Below are 23252 nucleotides of genomic sequence, written 5' to 3'. Positions count from 1 at the left end.
CGCTACTTGTCGGACGCGTTGTTGCGCGCGTACCAGTCGAGCCGCAGGCACAGCTTGCCGCCGAGCCAGTGCTCGACCCAGTCGCCCAGCTCCAGCGGCGAGCAGTCGGCCGGACGCGCGGGCGTGGTGGACGGCACCGGGGGCACGGGCGGCGCGGTGGGCGTGGCGGGTGGGGTGGTCGGGGTGGGCTCCGGGGTCTGCGGGTCGGCGGGTTCGGCGGCCGGGTCGTCGGTGCGGCCGAAGAGCACGGACCGGTAGACGGCGGTGGAGCGGGGGTTGTCGTCGCACTGGAAGACGCCGTGCGGGCAGTAGTCGGTGACGGTGTTGTAGACGGGCTTGTGCTCGTCCATCCAGGCGAGCATGCGCCGCATGTACGCGGCGTTGTCGCCGTTGCGGAAGAGCCCCCACTCCGGGTAGGAGACCGGCTTGCCGTGCGCCTTCGCGAAGTCCACGTGCGCCTGGAGTCCGTAGGGCTCCTTCACCTGCTCGTCGAACGGCATGCCGCGCGGCTGGTCGTAGGAGTCCATGCCGATGATGTCGACGGTCGCGTCCCCGGGGTAGCACTGCGTCCAGGGCACGGCGTCCCGGCCGCGGCTCGGCGCGAAGTCGAACCTGAACTTCTGGCCGGGCACCGACCGCATCGTGGTGACGATGCGGTTCCAGTACGTCTTCCAGGCCTCCGGGTCGGGACCGCAGCGGTGGGTGTACGTGGTGCCGTTCATCTCCCAGCCGAGCACCAGCACCGTGTCCGGCACCTTGAGGGCGACCAGGTGTTCGGCGAGGGCGCGGAAGTGCTGGTCGAAGCGTCCGGCGGCGCCCTGGCTCAGCAGTGCGCGCACCTCGTCGTCGCCGACGTGCTCCTCGTTGCGCTCCATCATGGGCACGTTGAGGACGAGCATCCGGTCGGCCTTGCGGGTGCGCCAGTCGGCCCATACGTCGAGGAAGCCGGGGGCGCCTTCGATGTTGCTCCAGCGGTCGCCGGGCAGGTAGGTGTGGCCGACGCGCAGTTCGGCGTCGCCGAGCCAGCGGCTCAGCTCGTCCATGCGGGCCACGCCGCGCGCCCCGTAGTCCAGGTACGCGCCGAACGCGGGAGGCACGGCGGGCTTCTCGGCGGGCGTACCGGCCGGCTTTCCCGCGGGCTCCCCGGCCGGCTTTTCGGCGGGCGGGGCCGACGCGGACGGGGCGGGGACCGGGGCGGGCGGGGCCGGTTCACCGGCGGCGACCGTGGGGACGGCGGCCACCAGCGCCGCCGCCGCGACCGCCGCCACGGCGCAGGCCGGCCGCCTGGACCGGATCCGTGACTCCCGTACGGCCATGGCGGCCCCTTCCTCACCGTTGATCACCGAATCATCTTTTCTACTGACACTCAGTCATATGAAATGCCATCACGCCACCGCCGTTACGGCTTCCGAGTGCGCCACTCGTCCGCACCGGTGAACCGAACCGAATACGAAGGACGTCTCACGTGTCGCTGTTCGACACCCGTGTCCCCGCCGTGCTGCTGCGGACCGACCGCAATCCCTTCCACCACGGAACGCTGGGCGCCGTGCGGTCGCTCGGCCGCGCGGGGGTGGACGTGCACGTGGTCGCCGACTGCGCCGGGAGCCCGGTCCGCGCCTCGCGCTACGCGAGCCGGCTGCACACTCCGCCGCCGCCGGGCGCGTCGCCCGCCGAGATCACGTCGGTCCTGCGCCGCGTCGCCGCGCGGATCGCGCGTCCCGCCGTCCTGGTCGCGATGGACGACGCGTGCGCGGTGGCGGTGAGCCGGGCGCGGAACGAGCTGGCGCCCCTGTACCTGCTGCCCGACCTGCCCGGTGGGCTGGCGGAGCGCGTGGCCGACAAGGCGGAGCTGGCCGGTGTGTGCGCCGCGCTGGACGTCCCGCACCCCGAGACGCTGGTCCCGGACGGGCCGGCCGAGGCGGCGCGGGCGGCGTGGCGGCTGGGGCTGCCGGTGGTGGCGAAGTGGAGCCGGCCCTGGCTGGTGCCTCCGGGCGGCGGGCTGCGCAGCACGGTCCTGGTGCGTTCGGCGCGGGAGGCCGGGGAGCTGTGCCGGCGGGCCGAGGAGGCGGGCAGCAGACTGCTGCTCCAGGCGTTCCTGCCGCCGGGTCCCGGCCAGGACTGGTTCTTCCACGGGTACGCCGACCGCTCGGGCACGGTCCGCGCGGGCGGGCCCGGCCGGAAGATCCGGGCCAGGCCGCGGGGCGCCGGTCTGACCGCGGTGGGCCGCTGGACGCCGAACCCGGCAGTGCAGGCGCTCGCCGAACGGGTCTGCGCGGAGCTGGGCTACCGGGGCGTCCTCGACCTGGACTTCCGCCGCTGCGGCACGACGGGGCGCTACCACCTGCTCGACTTCAATCCGCGGCCCGGGGCCCAGTTCCGGCTGTTCACCGACTCCGCCGGACTCGACGTCGTACGCGCGCTGCACCTGGACCTGACGCACCGCACCCTGCCCGAGGGGGCGCCGCGGCCGGGGCGGGAGTTCGTGGTGGAGAACTACGCGCCGCTGAGCGCCCTGCGTCCGGCGCCCGGCGGGCGGGAGCTGGCCTGGAACGCCCCGGACGACCGGGCGCCGGGCCGGGCGCTGTGGACCCTGTGGGGCCGCCACGTCGCCGTCCGGCTGCGGGACCGGCTGCGCCGGGGAACCGGCCGCACGGGCCGAGGGGACCGACAGACCACCGGCGTCCCGGCCCGCCCCCATGTCGTACGCCAGGCGCACGCCCCGGCCGACGACCACGCCGACCGGGACAGCGACAGCGACCGCGGCCACAACCACAGCCACAGCCACAGCCACAGCCACAGCACCGGCTTCCCCGGCGACGAGCGGGCGGGCAGCCACTGATCCGGCACGCGCGACGCCCCCGGCGGCCCGTGCGGGCGACCGGGGGCGTGGGCGGCCGGAGGTCAGAGACCGGCGGCGGAGCGGCCCCTGCGGTACAGGATCGCGCCGCCCGCGATCAGCACGGCGCCCGCGGCGCCGGCGCCCAGGGCACCGGCGCTGCCGGTCTCCGCGAGGACGGGCGGCTGCTCCGTCTGCGGGGCGGGCGGGTGGTGCTCCTCCGCCGGGGGCGGCGGGGGCTCCTCCTCGGCGGCGGGCGGAGGCGGCTCCTCCTCCTCGGCCGGAGGCGGCTCCTCCTCACCGGGCGGCTCTTCCTCGCCGTAGCCGGGGGGCTCCTCCTCGCCGTAGCCCGGGGGTTCCTCGGCGGTGTTCTCGCAGTCGTTGCCGAAGACGGGGTTCAGAGCGGCGATCACGTCGATCGTGTTGCCGCAGAGGTTGACCGGCACGTCGACCGGGATCTGCGCGTTGTTGCCGGAGCCGACGCCGGGCGAGCCTTCCGTGCCGCCCTCCGCGTGGGCGCCGCCACCGGAGGACGAGGAGCCGGAGGAGGACTGGGCGTCCTCGCCGTACCCGCCGCCGTACCCGCCGTCGTGTCCGCCGGTCTCCTCGTCCGAGCTGTTCTCGCACTCGTTGCCGAAGGCCGGGTTGAGCACACCGACGATGTCGATGCTGTTGCCGCACGCGTTCACCGGGATGTGGACCGGTGCCTGGACGGCGTTGCCGGACACGGCGCCCGGCGAGTTCGTGGCCGCCCCGTCCGCCTGTGAGTCGGCAAGGGCGGGGCTGCCGCACAGGGAAAGGATGCCCGTCGCGGCGGCTGCCGCGACCATCCCCCTGCTCAGAGTCTGTCGCACTCTCGTTGTCTTCCTGCTGGTAGAGGTGGGAGAAAGATCTGGAGGCCGGGCTGCAGAGAGGGGAAAAGCCGGCCCCGAACCAAACGAGTTGGCCAAGGCCGGCCGTGACGCAGCCGGTCGGTGCGGAACTACGTCAGTCGTTCACGCACGCGTTGCCGAACGCGGGGTTCAGCAGACCAACGACGTTGATGCTGTTGCCGCACACGTTCACCGGCACGTGCACCGGGACCTGGACGACGTTGCCGGACAGGACGCCCGGGGAACCCACGGCGGCGCCCTCGGCACCGGCGTCGGCGAAGGCCGGGGCGGCCATGCCAAGGGCCATGATTGCACCCGCGACCACAGCAGCGCTCTTCTTCATGAGATTTCCCTTCTCTGCGGTCATGCCTGAATGACGGCCGAAACCGCGCGAGCACAGCATTGACGGCTCGCACCATGACCTGCAGCCTGCAAACGAGGAATTGACGGCCGGAGAAACTCCCGAACGTGAGACACCCCGACATTCACTCGGATGCCTCACGACACGGTCCGGCCGTTCCCCCAGGAGAGCGACGACGTCCATCCGCCTCCCGGTGAAGCCCCGGCCGGTCGACAGCCTGTCGACAGCCGGTTCACGACCGGTTCACGGCCGGGCGGCCCGCGAGGAAGTCAGCGGGCCGCCCGTGCCCGACGGGACCGGCTCAGCGGCCCTCGCCGTTCGCCGACAGCACCGACAGGTCCTCCAGGACGTGCGACAGGGCGCCGTCCCGCTTGGCCTGCGTGGAGTTGTCCGCGCACTGCTGGTTCAGGTCGTCCGACAGGACGTTGATGTCCTGGACCGGGACGAGGTTGACCACGGCGGCGTTGACGTCCTCGATGCCGAGGCACGGCTTGTTCAGCGAGCCCTCGACCAGCGACAGCTGCGGGCTCATGTCGCCCTTGGTCGCCGAGTTGCCGAACGCCGAGTTGGCGCCGTTGCCGTTGGCCACGGCCGGCCCGTTGTCGTCCCCGATGGCCAGGGCCTGGGGAGCAGCGGCAGCCGACATGCCGATCACAGAAGCGGCAGCCGCCGCGGCGACCATTGCCTTCTTGAGCACTTCGCGTTCCTTTCGTCGTAGCGACGCACTGTCCTACGGCCTCATCAACCCGATGCGACATGATTGGTTGCGGGCGTTCACCCGGTTGGACCAGCGATCGGGAAAAGAGTGCGGAAAGCCGCCGGAATCACAGGCGCAGCCCGTGCGTAAAAGCTGATTTACCCCATGAGCGAAACCCGGACCCGCACACATTTCCCGTTGTCCGCCGACAGAGTGAACGGGAGAAACCCGAACGGACTCTCGGAGTTGACCAGAGCACTCCGGTGGACGGGGTTTCCTCAGAAAGGACTGGCAAGTGATCAAGAAGGTAGCCGCCTACGCGGCGATCGCCGCCTCCGTCATGGGCGCCTCCGCTGCCGCGGCCCCCCAGGCGATGGCCATCGGGGACGACAGCGGGCCCAACGCCTCCAACGGCAACGGTGCCTCGCAGTACTTCGGCAACTCGATGACCACGGGCAACATGAGCCCGCAGATGGCGCTCATCCAGGGCTCGTTCAACAAGCCGTGCATCGCGGTCAGCGACATCCCGGTCAGCGTGGTCGGGCTGGTCCCGATCCAGGACATCCCGATCCTGTCGGACGACCTGAACCAGCAGTGCGCCGAGAACTCCACGCAGACCAAGCGCGACGGTGCGCTGGCCCACCTGCTGGAGGACGTCTCGATCCTCTCCGCCAACGGGGAGAGCGGCGGCAAGGGCTGACACCGCCCGAGGGGCGGGCCGCCGGGGGGGTCCGGGGGCCGCCCCCCCCGCCGGGGGGGGCCCTTCCCCCCCCCCCCCCCCTCGCGCGGGGGGTGGGCCCAGGAGACAGGCGGGGGCCCCGCCCCTTCCGCATGTCCGGGTCAGCGTCCGGGGGGCGCGTACAGCGCCTCGATCTCGTCGGCGTACGCGGCCACCGCTGCCCCGCGCTTCACCTTCAGCGACGGGGTCAGCAGGCCGTTCGCCTCGGTGAACTCGCCCTCCACCAGCCGGAAGGCGCGGATCGACTCGGCCCGGGAGACGGCCGCGTTGGCGTGGTCCACGGCCTTCTGGACGTCGGCCCGCATCCTGTCGTCGTGCACCAGCTCGGACATCGGGGTGTCGGCGGGCAGCTTCCGCACCGCCAGCCAGTGCGCGACGGCGTCCGGGTCGAGGGTGATCAGGGCGGCTACGAAGGGCCGGTTGTCGCCGACGACGAGGCACTGGGCGACGGGTGGCCGGCTGCGCAGGCGGTCCTCCAGGACGGCCGGTGAGACGTTCTTGCCGCCGGAGGTGACCAGGAGGTCCTTCTTGCGGCCGGTGATGGTGAGGTAGCCGTCGGTGTCCAGGGAGCCGAGGTCGCCGGTGGCGAACCAGCCGTCGGTCAGCGCGGCGTCGGTGGCACCGGGATCGCCCCGGTAGGCGCCGAAGACGATGCCGCCCTTGACGAGTACCTCGCCGTCGTCCGCGATGCGCACGGCGGTGCCCGGGACCGGCGGGCCGACGGTGCCGGGGCGGGGGCCGAGCGGGGGGACGAGGGTGGCGGCGGCGGTGGTCTCGGTCAGGCCGTAGCCCTCGTAGACCATGATTCCGGCGGCGTAGAAGAAGAGGTTGAGGTCGCTCCCGAGCGGGGAGCCGCCGCTGATGGCGTACCGCATCCGGCCGCCCAGCTCCTGCCGGACCCGGCGGTAGACCAGCAGGTCGTACAGGGCCCAGCCGGCCCACTGGGCGGGGGTGGGGCCCTTGCCGCGGCCGAGGAAGCGTTCCAGGTGCGCCGCGCCGAAGCGGACGGCGAGGCGGTGGGCGCGTTCGAAGGAGGCGCCGCGGCCGATCTTCTCGGCGGTCGCACGGCCGGTGTCGTGGATCTTCTCGAAGAGGTACGGGACGCCGACCAGGAAGGTCGGGCGGAACTCCTTGAGCGCGGGCCGCAGTTCGTCGGGCCTGATGCTCGGGAAGTGCCCGATCTCGATGCGGGCCAGCAGGCAGGAGATCTGGATGGTGCGGCCCAGGATGTGGGCGAGGGGGAGGAAGAGGAGGGTCGAGGCGGTCTGGCCGGTGACCTCCTTGAAGATCGGGTGCAGCAGCTCGACCGTGTTGGCGGCCTCGGCGTGCAGGTTGGCGTGGGTGAGGACGCAGCCCTTGGGGCGGCCGGTGGTGCCGGAGGTGTAACAGACGGTGGCGACCGTGTCCGGGGTGAGGGCGGTGCGGCGCTTGGTGACCTCCTCGTCGCTCACGCCGAGGCCGAGGGCGGTGAGGTCGGCGAGGGCTCCGGCGTCGAGTTCCCACGCGCGGGGGCTGTGCGGATGGCCGGACGTGCCGGACCGGACGGTGGCGGTGTTGGCTGCGGTCTCGGTGACGACGTGCCGGGCGCCGGAGTCGCGGACGATCCATTCGACCTGGTCGGCGGAGGAAGTGGCGTAGACCGGGACGGTCTGGCCGCCGGCCGTCCAGATCGCGAAGTCCAGGACCGTCCACTCGTAGCGGGTCCTGGACATCACGGCGACCCGGCCGCCGGGTTCGAGGCCGGCGGCGATCAGGCCCTTGGCCACGGCGGTGACCTCGCGGGCGAACTCCGCGGCGGTGACGGGCCGCCAGGCCCCGCCGACCTGCCGGCGCAGGACCACCGCGTCGGGGGCCTCGGCCGCGTTGGTGAACGGGATGTCGGCGGTGCTGCCCGCGGTGGGACGGGACGCGAGGGGCTCGGTGCGGGCCTCGCGCACGGTCCCGTGCGCGTCCCGGACGGTCTCGGTCCTCGTGCGGGACACCAGGTCGCCGCGGTGTCTCGCCCGTTTCAGGTCCTTGCGTACGCCCATGACGGCTCCCGGTCGCGGTGGGGCTGCTGCGCTGTCGCGGGTACGTCCCGCTTACTTACTTCCGAGTAAACTTACCCGGAAGTAAGGAAACGTCAATGGGCGGATCACCGGCCGGCGGACCGGAGTCCGCCGGCGTCCGCGAGGGCTGGGGCGAGGCCGGGTCGCCGCGCCCTCAGGGGCGGCTCAGGACACGACGTCCTTGCGGGCGAAGTTGCGGAAGGCCAGGGCGAAGAGGACGAGGGCGTACGTCACCGACAGCGATGTGCCCTGGATCAGGCGGGTCCAGTCCAGGTCGGGGCGGACGGTGTCCAGCCAGGCGTACTGCCAGTGCGCGGGCAGGAAGTCGCGCCAGTCGCCGAGGGCGGTCACCTCGTCCAGGACGTTGCCGATGATGGTCAGACCGACGGCGCCGCCGACGGCGCCGAGCGGCGCGTCCGTCTTGGTGGAGAGCCAGAACGCCAGTGCGGCGGTGACCAGTTGCGAGACGAAGACGTACGCCACCGTGATCGCCAGGCGTTCGGCCGCGGTGCCGGTGGCCAGGCTGCCGCCGGTGGGCAGCTCCAGCGGTCCCCAGCCGTAGGCGACGCTGCCGACGGCGAGGGCGACCAGCGGCAGCAGCACGATGGCGGCGAGGCTCAGCAGGAGGGCGACGACCAGCTTGGACCAGAGCAGCCGGGCCCGCGGTACCGGCGCGGCGAGCAGGTAGCGCAGCGAGGACCAGCCGGCCTCGGAGGCGACCGTGTCCCCGAAGAACAGGGCGACGGGTACGACAAGCAGGAAGCCGGCGGACGCGAAGAGGTTGACGGCGGCGAAGTTGGCGCCCGACGCGGTGGCCGAGTCCATGAGGCTGACCTGGTTGTTGGCGCCGCCGGGCTCGCCGCCGATGCGGAAGGCGACGAGCAGCACGAACGGCAGGGCGAAGAGGATGCCGCCCATCATCATGGTCCGCCGCCGCTTCAGCTGCCGGATCAGCTCGACCCGCACGGGCAGCGTGCGCCCCGCGCGGTAACCGTCGGCGACCTCACGCGGACCGGCGGACCCGGCGGGCCCGGTGGACCCGGTGGCCTCGGTGGCCTCGGTGCGGTCGGCAGGCGGCGTGCTGGTGCTGCTCATGCCGAGTCTCCGATCAGGGTGAGGAAGGCGTCCTCCAGGCGCCGGTGGGGGCCCACCGACTCCACGGGCACGTCCAGGCGGACGAGTTCGGGGATCAGGTCCCGCGCGGTGCCGTCGCCGCCGAGGCGGACCAGCAGGCCGCCGTCGGTGGCGGTGGCCGAGGACACGCCGGGCAGCGCGGCGACCTTCTCGACGAGCGGGCCGTCCACGCGCGCGGAGGTGCCCACCAGCAGTGTGTCGCCGGAGCCGACGATCTCGCCGACCGGCCCCGCCTGCACGAGCTGCCCGTGGTCCATCACGACCAGGTGGGTGCAGCTCTGCTCGACCTCGGACAGCAGGTGGCTGGAGACGATCACCGTGCGCCCCGCCGCCGCGTAGCGGATCATCACCTCGCGCATCTCGCGGATCTGGGGCGGGTCGAGGCCGTTGGTCGGCTCGTCCAGGATCAGCAGATCGGGCAGGCCCAGCATGGCCTGGGCGATGGCGAGGCGCTGGCGCATGCCCTGCGAGTAGGTGCGCACCGCGCGGGCGAGCGCGTCGCCGAGACCGGCGATCTCCAGAGCCTCGTCCAGGTGGGCGTCCTCGGGCGGCCGGCCGGTGGCCCGCCAGTACAGCTCCAGGTTCTCCCGGCCGGACAGGTGCGGCAGGAAGCCCGCGCCCTCGACGAAGGCGCCGACGCGGGAGAGCACCGGGGCGCCGGGCGCGATGGCGTGGCCGAAGACGCGGATGTCGCCGCCGTCCGGGGCGATCAGGCCCATCAGCATGCGCAGGGTCGTCGTCTTGCCCGCGCCGTTCGGTCCGAGCAGGCCGAGGACCTGGCCCTGCTCCACGCGGAAGGACAGGTCCCGCACGGCGTACCGGTCGGCGGACTTGGCGTACCGCTTGGTCAGGCCGGTGATCTGGAGGGGCACTTCGGCCAGCGCCGGGTCGGGGGGCGGGGCCGAGGTGCGGCGTCGGGCGGTCAGCAGCAGCGCCGCCGCCACGGCCGCGCCCGCCAGGGGCGCCCACCAGACCCAGGCGGGCAGCCCGGCCGCCGCCCCGGTGTCGCCGAGCGCCGTCGGCACCGACAGGCCGCCGCCCTTGAGGGAGACGGTGTACGTGGCGGGCGCGGCCGGGGAGGCGTACCCGAGGTCGGTGGAGGCGAGGACCAGGCGCAGCCGGTGTCCGCGGTCCACCTCGTGGTCGACGGCGGGCAGGGTGACGCGTACGTCCCGGCCGGCCTTGGCGTCCGCCACCCGGATCGGGGTGACCAGCTGGGCGGGGAGGATCTGTTGGCTGCCGCCCGGACCGACGTCGTACACCTTGGCGAAGAGCACGGCGTCGTCGCTGCTGGACTTCACGTGGACGGTGGCGGTCGGCGAGCCGGTGATCCGCAGGTCCTCGCGCACGGGCGCCGACTCGAAGGCGGCGAACTGGCCGGGGAAGTCCAGGGAGATGCCGACGCCGAGCGAGGAGAGCCGGGAGAGCCCGCCGGCGCCGCCGATGCCCGGGAGCGCGGAGACGGCGGGCGGGCTCGCGCCGGCCGGGTTGTCGAAGCTCTGCTCGCGGCCGCGCAGGGCGACGGTGTGCGGGTCGCCGCGCAGGCCGGGGTAGGAGTCGCCGCTCACGCCCTCCAGCCGGGGCTCGCCGTCGCCGCTGCCGGTGCCGAGGGTGCGGCTGACGCGGAATCCGGGGCCGGTGCCGGCCGACTCGTCGCCCTTGAGGTACCGGTCGAACCAGGCCTCGGTGCGGTCGGCGACGCGGTCCGCCTCCAGGTCGCCGCCGTCGTGGCCGCCCGCGACCCAGTCGACGGCGACCGGCGCGCCGTTGCCCCGGATCGCCTCGGCGGCCAGGTCGGCCTGGCCGAGCGGGAAGAGGGAGTCGGTCTGGCCCTGCGTCAGCAGCGTGGGCACGTCGATGCGGTCCCCGACGGCCTGCGGGCTGCGCGCGTCGAGCAGCCCGGTGGCCTCGGCGTCGGGCTTGCCCGACTCGGCGACCCGCTGGTACATCCGGCACAGCTCGTCCTCGAAGCGGTCGCAGCCGCCGCCCATGGTGACGAAGATGCCGGCCCACAGCTTCTTGAAGACGCCGTTCGGGAAGAGGGCGTCCGACAGGTTCCAGTAGGTCAGGGCGGGGGCGATGGCGTCCACCCGACGGTCGTGCCCGGCGGCGAGGAGCGAGACCGCCCCGCCGTAGGAACCCCCGGCCACGCCCACGCGCGGGTCGCCCTTCCCGTCCAGCCGGACCTCGGGCCGCTCGGCCAGCCAGTCGATCAGCCGGGAGACGTCGGCGACCTCGCCGTCCGGGGCGTTCAGCCCGATCTTTCCCGTGGACTTGCCGAAGCCGCGTGCCGACCAGGTCAGGACGGCGTACCCGTCGCGCGCGAGGTCCTCGGCCTGCTCCCGCATGTCCGCCTTGCTGCCGCCGAAGCCGTGCGCGAGCAGCACGGCGGGGCGGCGGCCGTCGGAGCCGGCCGTGAAGTACGAGGTGTCCAGGCGGACTCCGTCGCCCACGGCCACGGTCCGGTCGGCCCGCTGCACCGCGGGCGGGTCGTCGCCGGCGACGGCCGTCCACGTCCCGGCCCCGGCGAGCACGACGACGGCGGCCGCGGCGGCGATCACCCGCCGGGGGCCCCGCAGCAGCGTCCGCGGCTCCCGCAGCAGCCCCCGCACGCGGGGCAGTCGAAGATCCATGCGTCAACGGTACGGGCAGCCACCGACAACGGAGGCAGACCCGGGGCTGAACCGCCGCCCCTCCCAGGGATGTACGGGACCGGTGCCGCGTACCGCTGGCGCGGTAGGAGCGGCGGGCCGCCCCGCGGTCGCCGGGACGGCTTTTCCGGTCTTCCGGCGCTGGGCGGGTCTTCCCGGCGCTCGGCTCGCGGCGTCCTCGGTGGGGAGGACGCCGCCGGGCGGCCGAAGGGTTGCGAGGGATCAGTGGTTGCGCGGGAAGCCGAGGTCCACACCCGCCGGGGCGTCGGCCGGGTCCGGCCAGCGGGTGGTGACGACCTTGCCGCGGGTGTAGAAGTGCGTGCCGTCGTTGCCGTAGATGTGGTGGTCGCCGAAGAGCGAGTCCTTCCAGCCGCCGAAGGAGTGGTAGCCGACGGGGACCGGGATCGGGACGTTCACGCCGACCATGCCGGCCTCGATCTCCAGCTGGAAGCGGCGGGCCGCGCCGCCGTCCCGGGTGAAGATCGCGGTGCCGTTGCCGAACGGCGAGGCGTTGATCAGGGCCACGCCCTCCTCGTACGTCTCCGCGCGGAGCACGCACAGCACCGGGCCGAAGATCTCGTCCCGGTACGCCTTCGCGGTGGTCGGCACCCGGTCGAGCAGCGAGATGCCGATCCAGTGGCCGTCCTCGTGGCCGTCGACCGTGTACCCGGTGCCGTCCAGGACCACCTCGCAGCCCTCGGCCGCCGCGCCCTCGACGTAGGAGGCGACCTTGTCGCGGTGCGCCGCGGTGATGAGCGGGCCCATCTCGGAGGACGGGTCGGTGCCGGGCCCGATCTTGATCTTCTCGGCGCGCTCGCGGATCTTCTCGACCAGCGTGTCGCCGACGGCGCCGACCGCGACGACTGCGGAGATCGCCATGCAGCGCTCGCCCGCGGAGCCGTAGGCCGCGCTCACCGCCGCGTCGGCCGCGGCGTCGAGGTCGGCGTCCGGGAGGACCAGCATGTGGTTCTTGGCACCGCCGAGGGCCTGCACGCGCTTGCCGTTCGCGGAGGCGGTGGTGTGGATGTAGCGGGCGATGGGGGTCGAGCCGACGAAGGAGACGGCCTTGACGTCCGGGTGTTCGAGCAGGCGGTCCACGGCCACCTTGTCGCCGTGCACGACGTTGAAGACGCCGTCCGGCAGGCCCGCCTCGGCGAGCAGTTCGCCGAGCCGCACGGCGGCCGACGGGTCCTTCTCGCTCGGCTTGAGCACGAAGGTGTTGCCGCAGGCGACGGCGATCGGGAACATCCACAGCGGCACCATCGCCGGGAAGTTGAACGGCGTGATGCCGGCGACCACGCCGAGCGGCTGCCGGATCGAGGACACGTCGACGCGGGTGGCGACCTGCGTCGACAGCTCGCCCTTGAGCTGCACGCTGATGCCGCAGGCGAGGTCGACGATCTCCAGGCCGCGGGCGACCTCGCCGAGCGCGTCGGAGTGCACCTTGCCGTGCTCGGCGGTGATCAGCTCGGCGATCTCGTCGCGGTGCGCGTCCAGCAGCGCCCGGAATGTGAACAGGACCGAGGTGCGCTGGGCCAGCGAGGACTGACCCCAGGTCAGGTACGCCTCCTTGGCGGCGGCGACCGCGGCGTCCACCTCGTCCACGGAGGCGAAGGCGACCTTGGTGGTGACCGCGCCGGTCGCCGGGTCCGTCACCGGCCCGTACGTGCCCGAGGCGCCTTCGGCGGTCTTGCCGCCGATCCAGTGGTTGACGATCTTCGTCATGACCGGGAACTCCTTCACAGATGGCGGCGACGGGTCGAGACGACGTGCCGTGGGTGCTGCGGTGGCTGTGCGAGCTGCGTACGAGCCGTGACCGGTGGCGGTCGTCTTCCGGTCCCGGCCGTGACTCCATCCCAGCAGCCGGGCGCCGCGGACGCGCCCGACACTGTGTCTGCGGTTCGGGGGCCGGCGTAGACACGTGGAGCAGTGTGCGCGCCCCGGCGCCTGCGCCCATCGGTGCGACCACGGGGAGACCTCCGGCGCGGGGCCGGTGCGAGCCGGGAGCCGGTGCTCGTGCCTCGCTCCTGCCAGGGCGGGGCGGCCGGCCCGCGCCGGAGGCGTTCGGTGGGGGAACGGTCGGCGGCGCGGGCGGACTCCGGTCCCCCGGCGATCAGGCCGTGCGCCATCGCGTTCCCTTCGTGCCCGCCGTACGTCACCCCGGTTTCTAGCCCCGCGCGTGCGGCCTGTCAATGTTTTGTCCGGACATTCGGACGACTTGCCCCGAGAGGGTGGCCCGAGGCACCGCGCAGGTGTACGCCCGGTGCACCACGGGCGTACGGGAGTGCACCGGGCGCACGACGCGAGTCCCGCGACGAAGACGCACCCGGCGTACGCCGTTTGTGCCGTCCGTGTCACAAAATCGACCTTCTGGTCACGCTTGTCACGGGCTCGCGGGTTTTCCGTCACACCCGGGAACGGCACCCGGCCGTCCACCCCCTCGCGTCGTTCACCCGGCACAGGCTGATGATCGCCAGCGCAGCGCCCGGCTCCCCCCGGCGGCCGTCCCCGGCCGCCGCCGCGGCATGCGCGGGGAGGTGCAACCAGTGACCGACCGAAGGCTCTGGTCCTACCAGGACATCGCCGCCCACATCCGGGTGCAGCCGGGCACCGTGCGCTCGTACCGCAAGCACGGACTGCTGCCGCCGCCCGACCACGTGGAACGCGGAAAGCCGTACTGGTACGCGGACACGATCCGCGCCTGGGTGGCCTCCCGCCCCCGCAACCGGAACAGATAGGGCGCCCGCCGACTCCCCGGTCCCGGACATCGGGCACGGGCGCGGCGCAGGGGACGGGTGGGGCTCGGTTCATACCCCCTAGGGGTACAGTGGATGGTGCGTGGTCCGGAGCGGGCCACGGGTACCCGACCATGCGCACCCCCGACGAGGAGTAACCACATGACCGCCCAGACCGACACCCAGGGTTCCGTCACCACCGTCTACAAGGTGAGCGGGATGAGCTGCGGACACTGCGAGGGCGCCGTCTCCGGCGAGATCTCCGAGATCGCGGGCGTCGGCTCGGTGCAGGCCGTGGCCGCCACCGGCGAGGTCACCGTCGTCTCCGAATCCCCCCTCGACGACGCGGCCGTACGGGCCGCCGTGGACGAGGCGGGCTTCGAGCTGGTCGGCAGGGCCTGAGCCCCGTCCGCTTCGCCTCGCCACGCCCACCCCTTCCACCCCGCCCCGTCCCTCCGGCCGGGCCCCGCGCGGTCCGGCCGGCCCGTCTGGAGTCCCGGATGACCACCACCGCGGAAACACCCACGGGCGCCACCGACGCCACCCGTCCCACGGCCACCGACCCGGATGCCGCCGAGGTCGAGCTGCTCATCGGCGGAATGACCTGCGCGTCCTGCGCCGCCCGCGTCGAGAAGAAGCTCAACCGCATGGACGGCGTCACCGCCACGGTGAACTACGCCACGGAGAAGGCCCGGGTCAGCTACCCGGCGACCACCGGGGTCGCCGACCTGATCGCCACCGTCGTGAAGACCGGGTACACCGCCGAGGAGCCGGCACCGGCCCCGCAGGCGTCCGCGGACGAAGCCGACGCGGCAGACACCGGGGACGCGGGTGCCGATGCCGAGTTGTCGGTCCTCCGGCAGCGTCTGGTCGTCTCCGTCCTCCTCGCCGCCCCCGTCGTCCTGCTCGCGATGGTTCCGGCGCTCCAGTTCGACAACTGGCAGTGGCTCTCGCTCACCCTGGCCGCCCCCGTCGTCGTCTGGGGCGGACTGCTCTTCCACCGCGCCGCCTGGACCAACCTCCGGCACGGCGCGGCGACCATGGACACGCTGGTCTCGCTCGGCACACTGGCGGCGTTCGGCTGGTCGCTGTGGGCGCTGTTCTTCGGGGACGCGGGCATGCCGGGCATGCGGCACGGCTTCGACCTCACCGTCTCCCGCACCGACGGCGCCTCCCTGATCTACCTGGAGGCCGCCGCCGGCGTCACCGTATTCCTCCTCCTCGGCCGCTGGCTGGAGGCCCGCTCCAAGCGCAGCGCCGGTGCCGCGCTGCGGGCGCTGATGGAGCTGGGCGCGAAGGACGTGGCCGTACTGCGGGAGGGCCGCGAGGTGCGGATACCGGTGGGCCGGCTGGCCGTGGGCGACCGGTTCGTCGTACGGCCCGGCGAGAAGATCGCCACCGACGGCACGGTGACCGAGGGCGCCTCGGCGGTGGACGCCTCCCTGCTGACCGGCGAGTCCGTGCCGGTGGACGTGGGCGTGGGCGACACCGTCACCGGCGCCACGGTGAACGCCGGGGGCCGGCTGGTGGTCGAGGCGACCCGCGTCGGCGCGGACACGCAGCTGGCGCGGATGGCCAAGCTGGTCGAGGACGCGCAGAGCGGCAAGGCCGAGGTGCAGCGCCTCGCCGACCGGATCTCCGGGGTCTTCGTGCCCGTCGTGCTCGTGATCGCGCTCGCCACCTTCGGCGGGTGGCTCGGCGCCACGGGCGACACCGCCGCCGCGTTCACCGCCGCCGTCGCCGTACTGATCATCGCGTGCCCGTGCGCGCTGGGCCTCGCCACGCCGACCGCGCTGCTGGTCGGTACGGGCCGCGGCGCCCAGCTCGGCATCCTCATCAAGGGGCCGGAGGTGCTGGAGTCCACGCGGCGCGTCGACACGGTCGTCCTGGACAAGACCGGCACCGTCACCACGGGCCGCATGACCCTGCACGAGGTGTACGCCGCCGAGGGCACCGACGAGGACGAGGTGCTGCGGCTCGCGGGCGCCGTCGAGCACGCCTCCGAGCACCCGGTGGCCCGCGCGGTCGCGGCGAGCGCCGAGGAGCGGCTCGGCACGCTGCCGGGCGTGGAGGACTTCGAGAACGTTCCCGGCAGGGGCGTACGCGGGCGCGTGGCGGGCCGTGAGGTGGCCGTGGGGCGCCTCCACGATGCCCTGCCGCCCGAGGTGGCCGCAGCCGCCGAGAAGGCCGAGAGAAACGGCCGTACGGCCGTCGTGGTCGGCTGGGACGGCACCGCGCGCGGAGTCGTCGCCGTGGCGGACGCGGTCAAGGAGACCAGCGCCGAGGCGGTGGCCCGGCTGCGCCGGCTGGGTCTGACCCCGGTCCTGCTGACCGGCGACAACCGCCGGGTGGCCGAGTCGGTCGCGGCGGCCGTCGGGATCGACGAGGTGATCGCCGAGGTGCTGCCCGAGGAGAAGGTCGCCGTGGTGGAGCGGCTGCGCAGCGAGGGCCGTACGGTCGCCATGGTCGGGGACGGGGTCAACGACGCCGCCGCCCTCGCCACCGCCGATCTCGGCCTGGCGATGGGCACGGGCACGGACGCGGCGATCGAGGCGGGCGACCTCACGCTGGTGCGCGGGGACCTGCGGGTGGCGGCGGACGCGATCCGGCTGTCCCGGCGCACCCTGTCCATCATCAAGGGCAACCTGGTGTGGGCCTTCGGCTACAACGTGGCCGCGCTGCCGCTGGCCGCCGCCGGAATGCTGAACCCGATGATCGCGGGGGCGGCGATGGCCTTCTCCTCGGTGTTCGTGGTCACCAACAGCCTGCGGCTGCGGGCCTTCCACTGAGATGCGCGCTCCACGCAGGTCGTGGGGCTGCGCCTCTGGAGTCCGACACTCCTCTCACATAAGCTCTTCACAAGAGTCGCGCATCTTCCTTACGCTGGGGTCGCACCTTGAACATCGGCCCTCTTGCATGCCTGACGGACATGTGCAAGAGACGCAGATCACATGGCTGCGAAGGTAACCATCGGAGGGGTTCGAAGGTCTAAGTTGGCGATGTCAGGGAGCGTCTTGGGGGGCGCAAACTGACATCTGGGGATGTCTTGGGGGACTTTCCCAGAGCTGCGTTGCCGGGACCACGTACACCGGGAAGCTTTGAGCGGCCCTCCCGGGTGCGTTGTCCCGGCAGACAGGCAGTACAAGCGATACGCAGTACAGGCAACACGCAGTACAGGCAGTACACGTACGACCGGCACGGCGAGTTCTGCTCGTTGTGCTCGCACAGCGAATTCAGGCGCTGTCCTCACAGACGCCCGGCCGGATCCCGTGGGGGGAATCCGCACCGGGGCATGGGAAGGCGCCCTGGATCGTCGGCCCGTGGGGGGACCGGCGCCAGGGCGCCTTCTGCTGTGCCGGGACCCTTCTGGCGCGCCGGCGCCCTCCGCCCCGCGTGCCCGCGGGCACGAAAAAGCCCCGTACCACTCGGGGCGATACGGGACTCTTCTCGGACGCTGCGGGGGTGCCTGGAGGCTCAGCGCCCCTCGACCGGTACGAAGTCGCGCTCGACGACGCCCGTGTAGATCTGGCGCGGACGGCCGATGCGCGAACCCGGCTCCTTGATCATCTCGTGCCACTGGGCGATCCAGCCCGGCAGGCGGCCGAGGGCGAACAGGACCGTGAACATCTCGGTCGGGAAGCCCATGGCCCGGTAGATCAGGCCGGTGTAGAAGTCGACGTTCGGGTAGAGGCTGCGCTCGACGAAGTAGTCGTCGGAGAGCGCGTGCTCCTCCAGCTTCAGGGCGATGTCCAGCAGCTCGTCGGACTTGCCGAGGGCGGAGAGCACGTCGTGCGCGGCGGCCTTGATGATCTTGGCGCGCGGGTCGAAGTTCTTGTAGACCCGGTGGCCGAAGCCCATCAGGCGGACGCCGTCCTCCTTGTTCTTCACCTTGCGGATGAAGGTGTCGACGTCGCCGCCGGAGTCGCGGATGCCCTCCAGCATCTCCAGCACCGACTGGTTGGCGCCGCCGTGCAGCGGGCCCCAGAGGGCGTTGATGCCGGCCGAGATCGAGGCGAACATGTTCGCCTGCGAGGAGCCGACGAGGCGGACCGTGGAGGTCGAACAGTTCTGCTCGTGGTCCGCGTGCAGGATGAGCAGCTTGTCCAGCGCCGAGACGACCGTCGGGTCCAGCTCGTACTCCTGCGCCGGGACCGAGAAGGTCATGCGCAGGAAGTTCTCGACGTAGCCGAGGTTGTTGGCCGGGTAGACGAACGGGTGGCCGATCGACTTCTTGTACGCGTACGCGGCGATCGTCGGGAGCTTGGCGAGCAGCCGGATCGTCGAGAGGTTGCGCTGACGCTCGTCGAACGGGTTGTGGCTGTCCTGGTAGAAGGTGGACAGCGCCGAGACGACCGACGACAGCATGGCCATCGGGTGGGCGTCGCGCGGGAAGCCCTTGTAGAAGTTCTTGACGTCCTCGTGCAGCAGGGTGTGCTGCGTGATCTCGTCCTTGAACGAGGCGAGCTGGTCGACGGTCGGCAGCTCACCGTTGATCAGCAGGTAGGCGACCTCCACGAAGGAGGAGCGCTCCGCCAGCTGCTCGATCGGATAGCCGCGGTACCGGAGGATGCCCGCCTCGCCGTCCAGATACGTAATGGCGGATTTGTAGGCGGCGGTGTTGCCGTAACCGCTGTCCAGCGTCACCAGACCGGTCTGGGCGCGGAGCTTCCCGATGTCGAAGCCCTTGTCGCCGACAGTGCTGTCGATCACCGGGTAGGTGTGCTCGTCATCGCCGAACCGCAGTACTACCGAGTTGTTGGTGTGCTCGCTCACGTCTTTCCCTCACCGACGTAGTGCCTCATCTTCGAGGTGCCCTGACTGTCTCTACCATCCCCCACTTGGCTCAGGAGAGTGCACTCGGGGTCGACCATCGGGCCTATTGGCGGCACTGAGTGCCGTCAACTTGCTCATCCTGCCCGCTCGCTCGCCCGCGCGGAAGTGCTGTGTGACCTTTCCGACTCGTTTGATCGATCATTTTTTTCACACGGGGCGGGAGGTTTACCGCAGGGTTTCCCTGTCAGGAGCCCGCCAACCGGAAGTCCAGCGCCGTACAGCGCCGCCCGGCCGACACCGTACGCACCGCCTGGCCGATCGCCCGGCGCGAGCCGACGAGGACGACGAGCCGCTTGGCGCGGGTGACCGCGGTGTAGAGCAGGTTCCGCTGGAGCATCATCCAGGCGCCGGTCGTCACGGGGATCACGACGGCCGGGTACTCACTGCCCTGGGACCGGTGGATGGTGACCGCGTAGGCGTGGGCCAGTTCGTCCAGTTCGTCGAACTCGTACGGCACCTCCTCGTCCTCGTCGGTCAGTACGGTGAGGCGCTGGTCGACGGGGTCGAGGGCGGTGACGACGCCCACGGTGCCGTTGAAGACGCCGTTCTCACCCTTCTCGTAGTTGTTGCGGATCTGGGTGACCTTGTCGCCGACCCGGAAGACCCGGCCGCCGAACCGCTTCTCCGGCACGTCCGGGCGGCCCGGGGTGACGGCCTGCTGGAGCAGCCCGTTCAGCGTGCCGGCGCCGGCGGGTCCGCGGTGCATCGGGGCGAGCACCTGCACGTCCCGGCGCGGGTCGAGGCCGAACTTCGCGGGAATGCGCCGCGCGGCGACGTCGACGGTGAGCCGGCCGGCCTCCTCGGTGTCGTCCTCGACGAAGAGGAAGAAGTCCTTCATGCCGTCGGTGACGGGGTGCTGCCCGGCGTTGATCCGGTGCGCGTTGGTGACGACGCCGGACTGCTGCGCCTGCCGGAAGACGCGGGTGAGCCGGACGGCGGGGACGGGGCTGCCGGGTGCGAGCAGGTCCCGCAGCACCTCCCCCGCCCCCACACTGGGCAACTGGTCCACGTCGCCGACGAGGAGCAGGTGGGCACCGGGCGGTACGGCCTTCACCAGCTTGTTGGCGAGGAGCAGGTCCAGCATCGACGCCTCGTCCACCACGACGAGGTCGGCGTCGAGCGGCCGTTCGCGGTCGTAGGCGGCGTCCCCGCCGGGCTTCAGCTCCAGCAGCCGGTGCACGGTGGACGCCTCGGCGCCGGTCAGCTCGGCGAGCCGCTTGGCGGCCCGGCCGGTCGGCGCGGCGAGCACGACCTTGGCCTTCTTGGCCCGCGCCAGCTCCACGATCGACCGCACGGTGAAGGACTTGCCGCACCCCGGCCCACCGGTCAGCACGGCGACCTTCTCGCTGAGCGCGAGCCGGACGGCGGCCTCCTGCTCGGGGGCCAGCTCGGTCTTCGTCCGCCGCCCGAGCCACCCGAGCGCCTTGTCCCAGTCCACGTCCTGGAAGCCGGGCATCCGGTCCTCCTCCGCCCGCAGGAGCCGGCGCAGCTGCCCGGCCAGCGACAACTCGGCCCGGTGGAAGGGCACGAGGTACACGGCGGTGACGGGCTCGCCCCCTTCGGGGCCGGGCACCTTCTCCCGCACCACGCCGGGGTCCTCGCCCTCTTCCTCGGGCTCCGCGGCCAGCTCGCCCAGGCATTCGATGACGAGCCCGGTGTCCACCTGGAGCAGCTTCACGGCGTCGGCGATCAGCTTCTCCTCGGGGAGGTAGCAGTGCCCCTGGTCGGTGGCCTGCGACAGCGCGTACTGCAGCCCGGCCTTCACCCGGTCGGGGCTGTCGTGCGGGATGCCCACGGACTGGGCGATCTTGTCGGCGGTGAGGAAGCCGATGCCCCAGACGTCGGCGGCGAGTCGGTAGGGCTGGTTCTTCACGACGGAGATGGAGGCGTCGCCGTACTTCTTGTAGATCCGCACGGCGATGGAGGTCGACACCTCGACGGTCTGGAGGAAGAGCATGACCTCCTTGATCGCCTTCTGCTCCTCCCAGGCCTCCGCGATCTTCTTGGTCCGCTTCGGCCCGAGCCCCGGCACCTCGATGAGCCGCTTGGGCTCCTCCTCGATGATCGTCAGGGTGTCCAGCCCGAAGTGCTGCGTGATCCGGTCGGCGAAGATCGGCCCGATGCCCTTGACCAGCCCGGACCCGAGGTAACGCCGGATACCCTGGACGGTGGCGGGCAGGAGGGTCGTGTAGTTCTCGACGTGGAACTGCTTGCCGTACTGGGGGTGCGACCCCCAGCGCCCCTCCATCCGCAGCGACTCCCCCACCTGCGCGCCGAGCAGCGCACCGACGACGGTCAGCAGGTCGCCGGCGCCTCTGCCGGTGTCGACGCGGGCGACCGTGTAGCCGTTCTCCTCGTTGGCGTACGTGACGCGTTCCAGGACGCCTTCGAGGGTGGCGAGCCGCCGCTCGCCGGGGGCGGCGGTCGCGGACTGGTTGGGCATGGTGTGACGGTACCGGTGTGGACTGACAGGCAGCCGGGGAGGCGCCTTCTCAGTACTCTGGAGACATGGACTACGCGAGGATGCGCGCCATCGCCGCAGAGCTCGGGACCTACTCGGAGCAGCTCGAGGGTTCGTGGAGCGTCGAGATCGGGCCGTCCGGTCCGATACTGGCGATGATGTGCCCGTCGAAGCGCCACGAGGGGACTGTCCGCCGCATCTGCAAGCAGTTGGACGCACAACTGCCCAACACCCACCCCGGTTACATCTGCGCGAACGGCCCTGAGATCGAACATCCCGCCCTCGGCCGCATGCGCCGCCCGGATGCCGTCGTCATCCCCGAAGCCACCCTCGACGAAGAAGGCCTCGCCGTCGATGCGACGCAGGTGCTGGCTGCCGTGGAGATCGTTTCGCCGTCCAACCCGAGCAACGACTACGACGAGAAGCTGGCCGACTATCCGGCCATGGGCATTCCGCACTACATGATCGTCGACCCGCGCACCGGCACCATCCAGGTGCACTCCGAGCCGTGCAAGGGCCGCTACAGCGGTAAGGAGCCGTACATCTTCGGCGACTCGGTGGCGTTCGGGCCGTGGACGGTCGAGACGTCGGAGTTCCGCCGGTACGGCAGGGACGTCTAACGGGGCGCGTCCGCCTTGAGACCTTCGAGGAAGGGAGCGAAGGCCTCCGGCGGGAAGGTGAGGGTGGCTCGGGCGGGGGTCTTGCTGTCCCGGACGGCCACGTGGGTGGGCGCGTTCGCGATCTCCACGCATTCGTTGCCGTCACCAGGACCCGAGTACGACGACTTCCGCCAGTTCTCCATGAGTGCCCTCACGGCCTCCTCACCCTCTTGATTGCACCCACGAAAGCCTCGAAGGCCTCCGGCGGGAAGGCGAGAGAGGCCCTCTCTGGAGTCTTGGAGTCGCGGAGGCCCACGCGGCTGGACGAGATGGCAACTTCCACGCAGCTATTGCCGTCGCCCTCTCCGGAGTAGGAGGACTTGCGCCAGTTGTCGAACGTAGTCATGAGTCTCACAGCTCTTTCGCAAGTTCGTGGATGAATGTGCGCGACCGTGCGGGTTCGAGCGATGCAGCCGCCACCATACGGAAGTTCGTTCGGTAAGTGTTCAATTGCGCTTCTGCGTCTACGAACACCACGCCATGGGGAGCATCACGGACCACAGTGTCCAACCTGGAGACGGGGCCACCCGCGTAGGTCATCGTGCTCGACGCCTTGCCGAAGCCGTCCAGATCGAACGGCACGACCCGCAGGGTGACATGGTCCGCCTCGGAGCGTTCGAGGAGTTGCTCAAGCTGGCCGCGAGCGACCTTGCGGTCGCCGACCCTGATGCGCAGTGCCGCTTCATGGATCACGACATCGTGCGGAACAGCAAGTTCCTGTCGAGCCATGCGGTGCTGGACGCGCAGATCAATCTCCTCATCGGCCAGCCTGGGCATACGCGAGGAGAAGACGGCACGCGCATAGTTCTCGGTTTGCAGGCGACCCGGGACGTAGAGGATCGCGACGTCGTACAAGAAGGTTGCGTGGTACTCCAGTTCCGAGAGGTCGAGGAAGGGCGTGGGCAGTAGCCCGCGATACTCCTCCCACCAACCACGCGTCCGGTCGGTCGCCATGGAAGTCAGCGCCGCGATGAGCTCCTCGTCCGTGCAGACGTAGTGCGACTTCAGGCGTCGTAGCCGCTGTTCGCTCACGCCCGTCAGCCCGGACTCGATGTGAGTGATCTGCACCCTGTTCGCGCCGAGCAACGCCGCCGCCTCTGTGGCGGTCAGGCCTGCCGCCTCGCGGAGTCGGCGGAGTTCGAGGCCAAGGCGCTTCTGACGCGCGGTCGGCTCACGCCTGAGAACCATGGCTCCTCTTTCAACATGCCCGTTCAGACCCCTCGTTC

At 71.7% G+C, this 23252-nt stretch carries 19 protein-coding genes; 6 read left to right on the top strand and 13 right to left on the bottom strand.

Going from position 1 to position 23252, the window contains the following annotated elements; translation table 11 throughout:
* Positions 1–2: 2 nt before the first annotated feature.
* Positions 3–1316 (bottom strand): glycoside hydrolase family 26 protein, encoded by a 1314-nt coding sequence (locus tag IG94_RS0122760; protein ID WP_031040103.1) that lies wholly within the window; start codon positions 1314–1316, stop codon positions 3–5.
* A 149-nt stretch (positions 1317–1465) separates the two neighbouring features.
* Here IG94_RS0122760 and IG94_RS0122755 point away from each other — a divergent pair, with 149 nt between their 5' ends.
* Positions 1466–2839 (top strand): carboxylate--amine ligase, encoded by a 1374-nt coding sequence (locus IG94_RS0122755; RefSeq protein ID WP_224326379.1) that lies wholly within the window; start codon positions 1466–1468, stop codon positions 2837–2839.
* A gap of 62 nt (positions 2840–2901) precedes the next feature.
* On the opposite strand, the gene IG94_RS0122750 is transcribed toward IG94_RS0122755, so the two are convergent.
* From IG94_RS0122750 to rdlA, 3 genes are all read right to left on the bottom strand, one after another.
* A complete protein-coding gene (locus IG94_RS0122750; protein WP_052410799.1) occupies positions 2902–3666 on the bottom strand; it encodes a chaplin in 765 nt (254 codons plus the stop codon).
* A gap of 157 nt (positions 3667–3823) precedes the next feature.
* On the bottom strand, positions 3824–4051 hold the full coding sequence (chpD, locus tag IG94_RS0122745) for a chaplin ChpD (protein ID WP_031040095.1): 228 nt from the start codon (positions 4049–4051) through the stop codon (positions 3824–3826).
* Positions 4052–4370: 319 nt separating this feature from the next.
* The gene (rdlA, locus tag IG94_RS0122740) at positions 4371–4766 is read right to left on the bottom strand and encodes a rodlin RdlA (protein ID WP_031040092.1); all 396 of its coding nucleotides are present in this window, start codon (positions 4764–4766) and stop codon (positions 4371–4373) included.
* A gap of 295 nt (positions 4767–5061) precedes the next feature.
* Between rdlA and rdlB the strand changes: the two genes are divergently transcribed.
* The gene (gene rdlB, locus IG94_RS0122735) at positions 5062–5466 is read left to right on the top strand and encodes a rodlin RdlB (RefSeq protein ID WP_031040090.1); all 405 of its coding nucleotides are present in this window, start codon (positions 5062–5064) and stop codon (positions 5464–5466) included.
* A 140-nt stretch (positions 5467–5606) separates the two neighbouring features.
* On the opposite strand, the gene IG94_RS0122730 is transcribed toward rdlB, so the two are convergent.
* From IG94_RS0122730 to mmsA, 4 genes are all read right to left on the bottom strand, one after another.
* Positions 5607–7535 (bottom strand): AMP-dependent synthetase/ligase, encoded by a 1929-nt coding sequence (locus IG94_RS0122730; RefSeq protein WP_031040088.1) that lies wholly within the window; start codon positions 7533–7535, stop codon positions 5607–5609.
* A gap of 183 nt (positions 7536–7718) precedes the next feature.
* Complete coding sequence (locus IG94_RS0122725; protein ID WP_031040085.1) at positions 7719–8648, bottom strand: ABC transporter permease; 930 nt, start codon at positions 8646–8648, stop codon at positions 7719–7721.
* On the bottom strand, positions 8645–11320 hold the full coding sequence (locus tag IG94_RS0122720; RefSeq protein WP_031040083.1) for an alpha/beta fold hydrolase: 2676 nt from the start codon (positions 11318–11320) through the stop codon (positions 8645–8647). Before IG94_RS0122720 ends, IG94_RS0122725 begins: the two co-directional genes overlap by 4 nt.
* A 240-nt stretch (positions 11321–11560) precedes the next feature.
* Complete coding sequence (mmsA, locus tag IG94_RS0122715) at positions 11561–13063, bottom strand: CoA-acylating methylmalonate-semialdehyde dehydrogenase (protein WP_031040080.1); 1503 nt, start codon at positions 13061–13063, stop codon at positions 11561–11563.
* 821 nt (positions 13064–13884) lie between these two features.
* On the opposite strand from mmsA, the gene IG94_RS0122710 reads away from it, so the two are divergent.
* The 3 genes from IG94_RS0122710 to IG94_RS0122700 all read left to right on the top strand — a co-directional run bounded on the left by IG94_RS0122710 (position 13885) and on the right by IG94_RS0122700 (position 16862).
* Positions 13885–14076: a helix-turn-helix transcriptional regulator gene (locus IG94_RS0122710; protein WP_031040077.1), complete on the top strand. Its 192-nt coding sequence runs from the start codon at positions 13885–13887 to the stop codon at positions 14074–14076.
* A 159-nt stretch (positions 14077–14235) separates the two neighbouring features.
* Entirely contained in the window at positions 14236–14475 is a 240-nt protein-coding gene (locus tag IG94_RS0122705; RefSeq protein ID WP_031040074.1) for a heavy-metal-associated domain-containing protein, read from the top strand.
* 98 nt (positions 14476–14573) lie between these two features.
* Complete coding sequence (locus IG94_RS0122700) at positions 14574–16862, top strand: heavy metal translocating P-type ATPase (RefSeq protein ID WP_031040071.1); 2289 nt, start codon at positions 14574–14576, stop codon at positions 16860–16862.
* 685 nt (positions 16863–17547) lie between these two features.
* On the opposite strand, the gene IG94_RS0122695 is transcribed toward IG94_RS0122700, so the two are convergent.
* Together IG94_RS0122695 and recD2 are read right to left on the bottom strand one after the other, a co-directional pair.
* Positions 17548–18846: a citrate synthase gene (locus tag IG94_RS0122695; protein ID WP_031040068.1), complete on the bottom strand. Its 1299-nt coding sequence runs from the start codon at positions 18844–18846 to the stop codon at positions 17548–17550.
* 244 nt (positions 18847–19090) lie between these two features.
* The gene (gene recD2, locus IG94_RS0122690; protein WP_031040066.1) at positions 19091–21349 is read right to left on the bottom strand and encodes an SF1B family DNA helicase RecD2; all 2259 of its coding nucleotides are present in this window, start codon (positions 21347–21349) and stop codon (positions 19091–19093) included.
* Between the two features lie 65 nt (positions 21350–21414).
* On the opposite strand from recD2, the gene IG94_RS0122685 reads away from it, so the two are divergent.
* Complete coding sequence (locus IG94_RS0122685; protein WP_031040062.1) at positions 21415–21987, top strand: Uma2 family endonuclease; 573 nt, start codon at positions 21415–21417, stop codon at positions 21985–21987.
* On the opposite strand, the gene IG94_RS0122680 is transcribed toward IG94_RS0122685, so the two are convergent.
* From IG94_RS0122680 to IG94_RS0122670, 3 genes are read right to left on the bottom strand one after another with little or no spacing between them, the layout of a single operon-like run.
* Positions 21984–22169, bottom strand: a complete 186-nt coding sequence (locus IG94_RS0122680; protein WP_031040060.1) for a DUF397 domain-containing protein — start codon at positions 22167–22169, stop codon at positions 21984–21986. The genes IG94_RS0122685 and IG94_RS0122680 overlap by 4 nt on opposite strands.
* Before the next feature lie 8 nt (positions 22170–22177).
* A complete protein-coding gene (locus tag IG94_RS0122675; RefSeq protein WP_031040057.1) occupies positions 22178–22372 on the bottom strand; it encodes a DUF397 domain-containing protein in 195 nt (64 codons plus the stop codon).
* A 5-nt stretch (positions 22373–22377) separates the two neighbouring features.
* Positions 22378–23214 carry a helix-turn-helix domain-containing protein gene (locus IG94_RS0122670; RefSeq protein WP_031040055.1) on the bottom strand — a complete coding sequence of 279 codons (837 nt, stop codon included), beginning with the start codon at positions 23212–23214 and terminating at the stop codon, positions 22378–22380.
* Positions 23215–23252: the final 38 nt, after the last annotated feature.

It is taken from the genome of Streptomyces olivaceus (assembly GCF_000721235.1).
Classification (GTDB): domain Bacteria; phylum Actinomycetota; class Actinomycetes; order Streptomycetales; family Streptomycetaceae; genus Streptomyces; species Streptomyces olivaceus.
The sequence above is the reverse complement of the archived record's forward strand: the minus strand, read 5'-3'. Positions and strand labels throughout refer to the sequence as shown.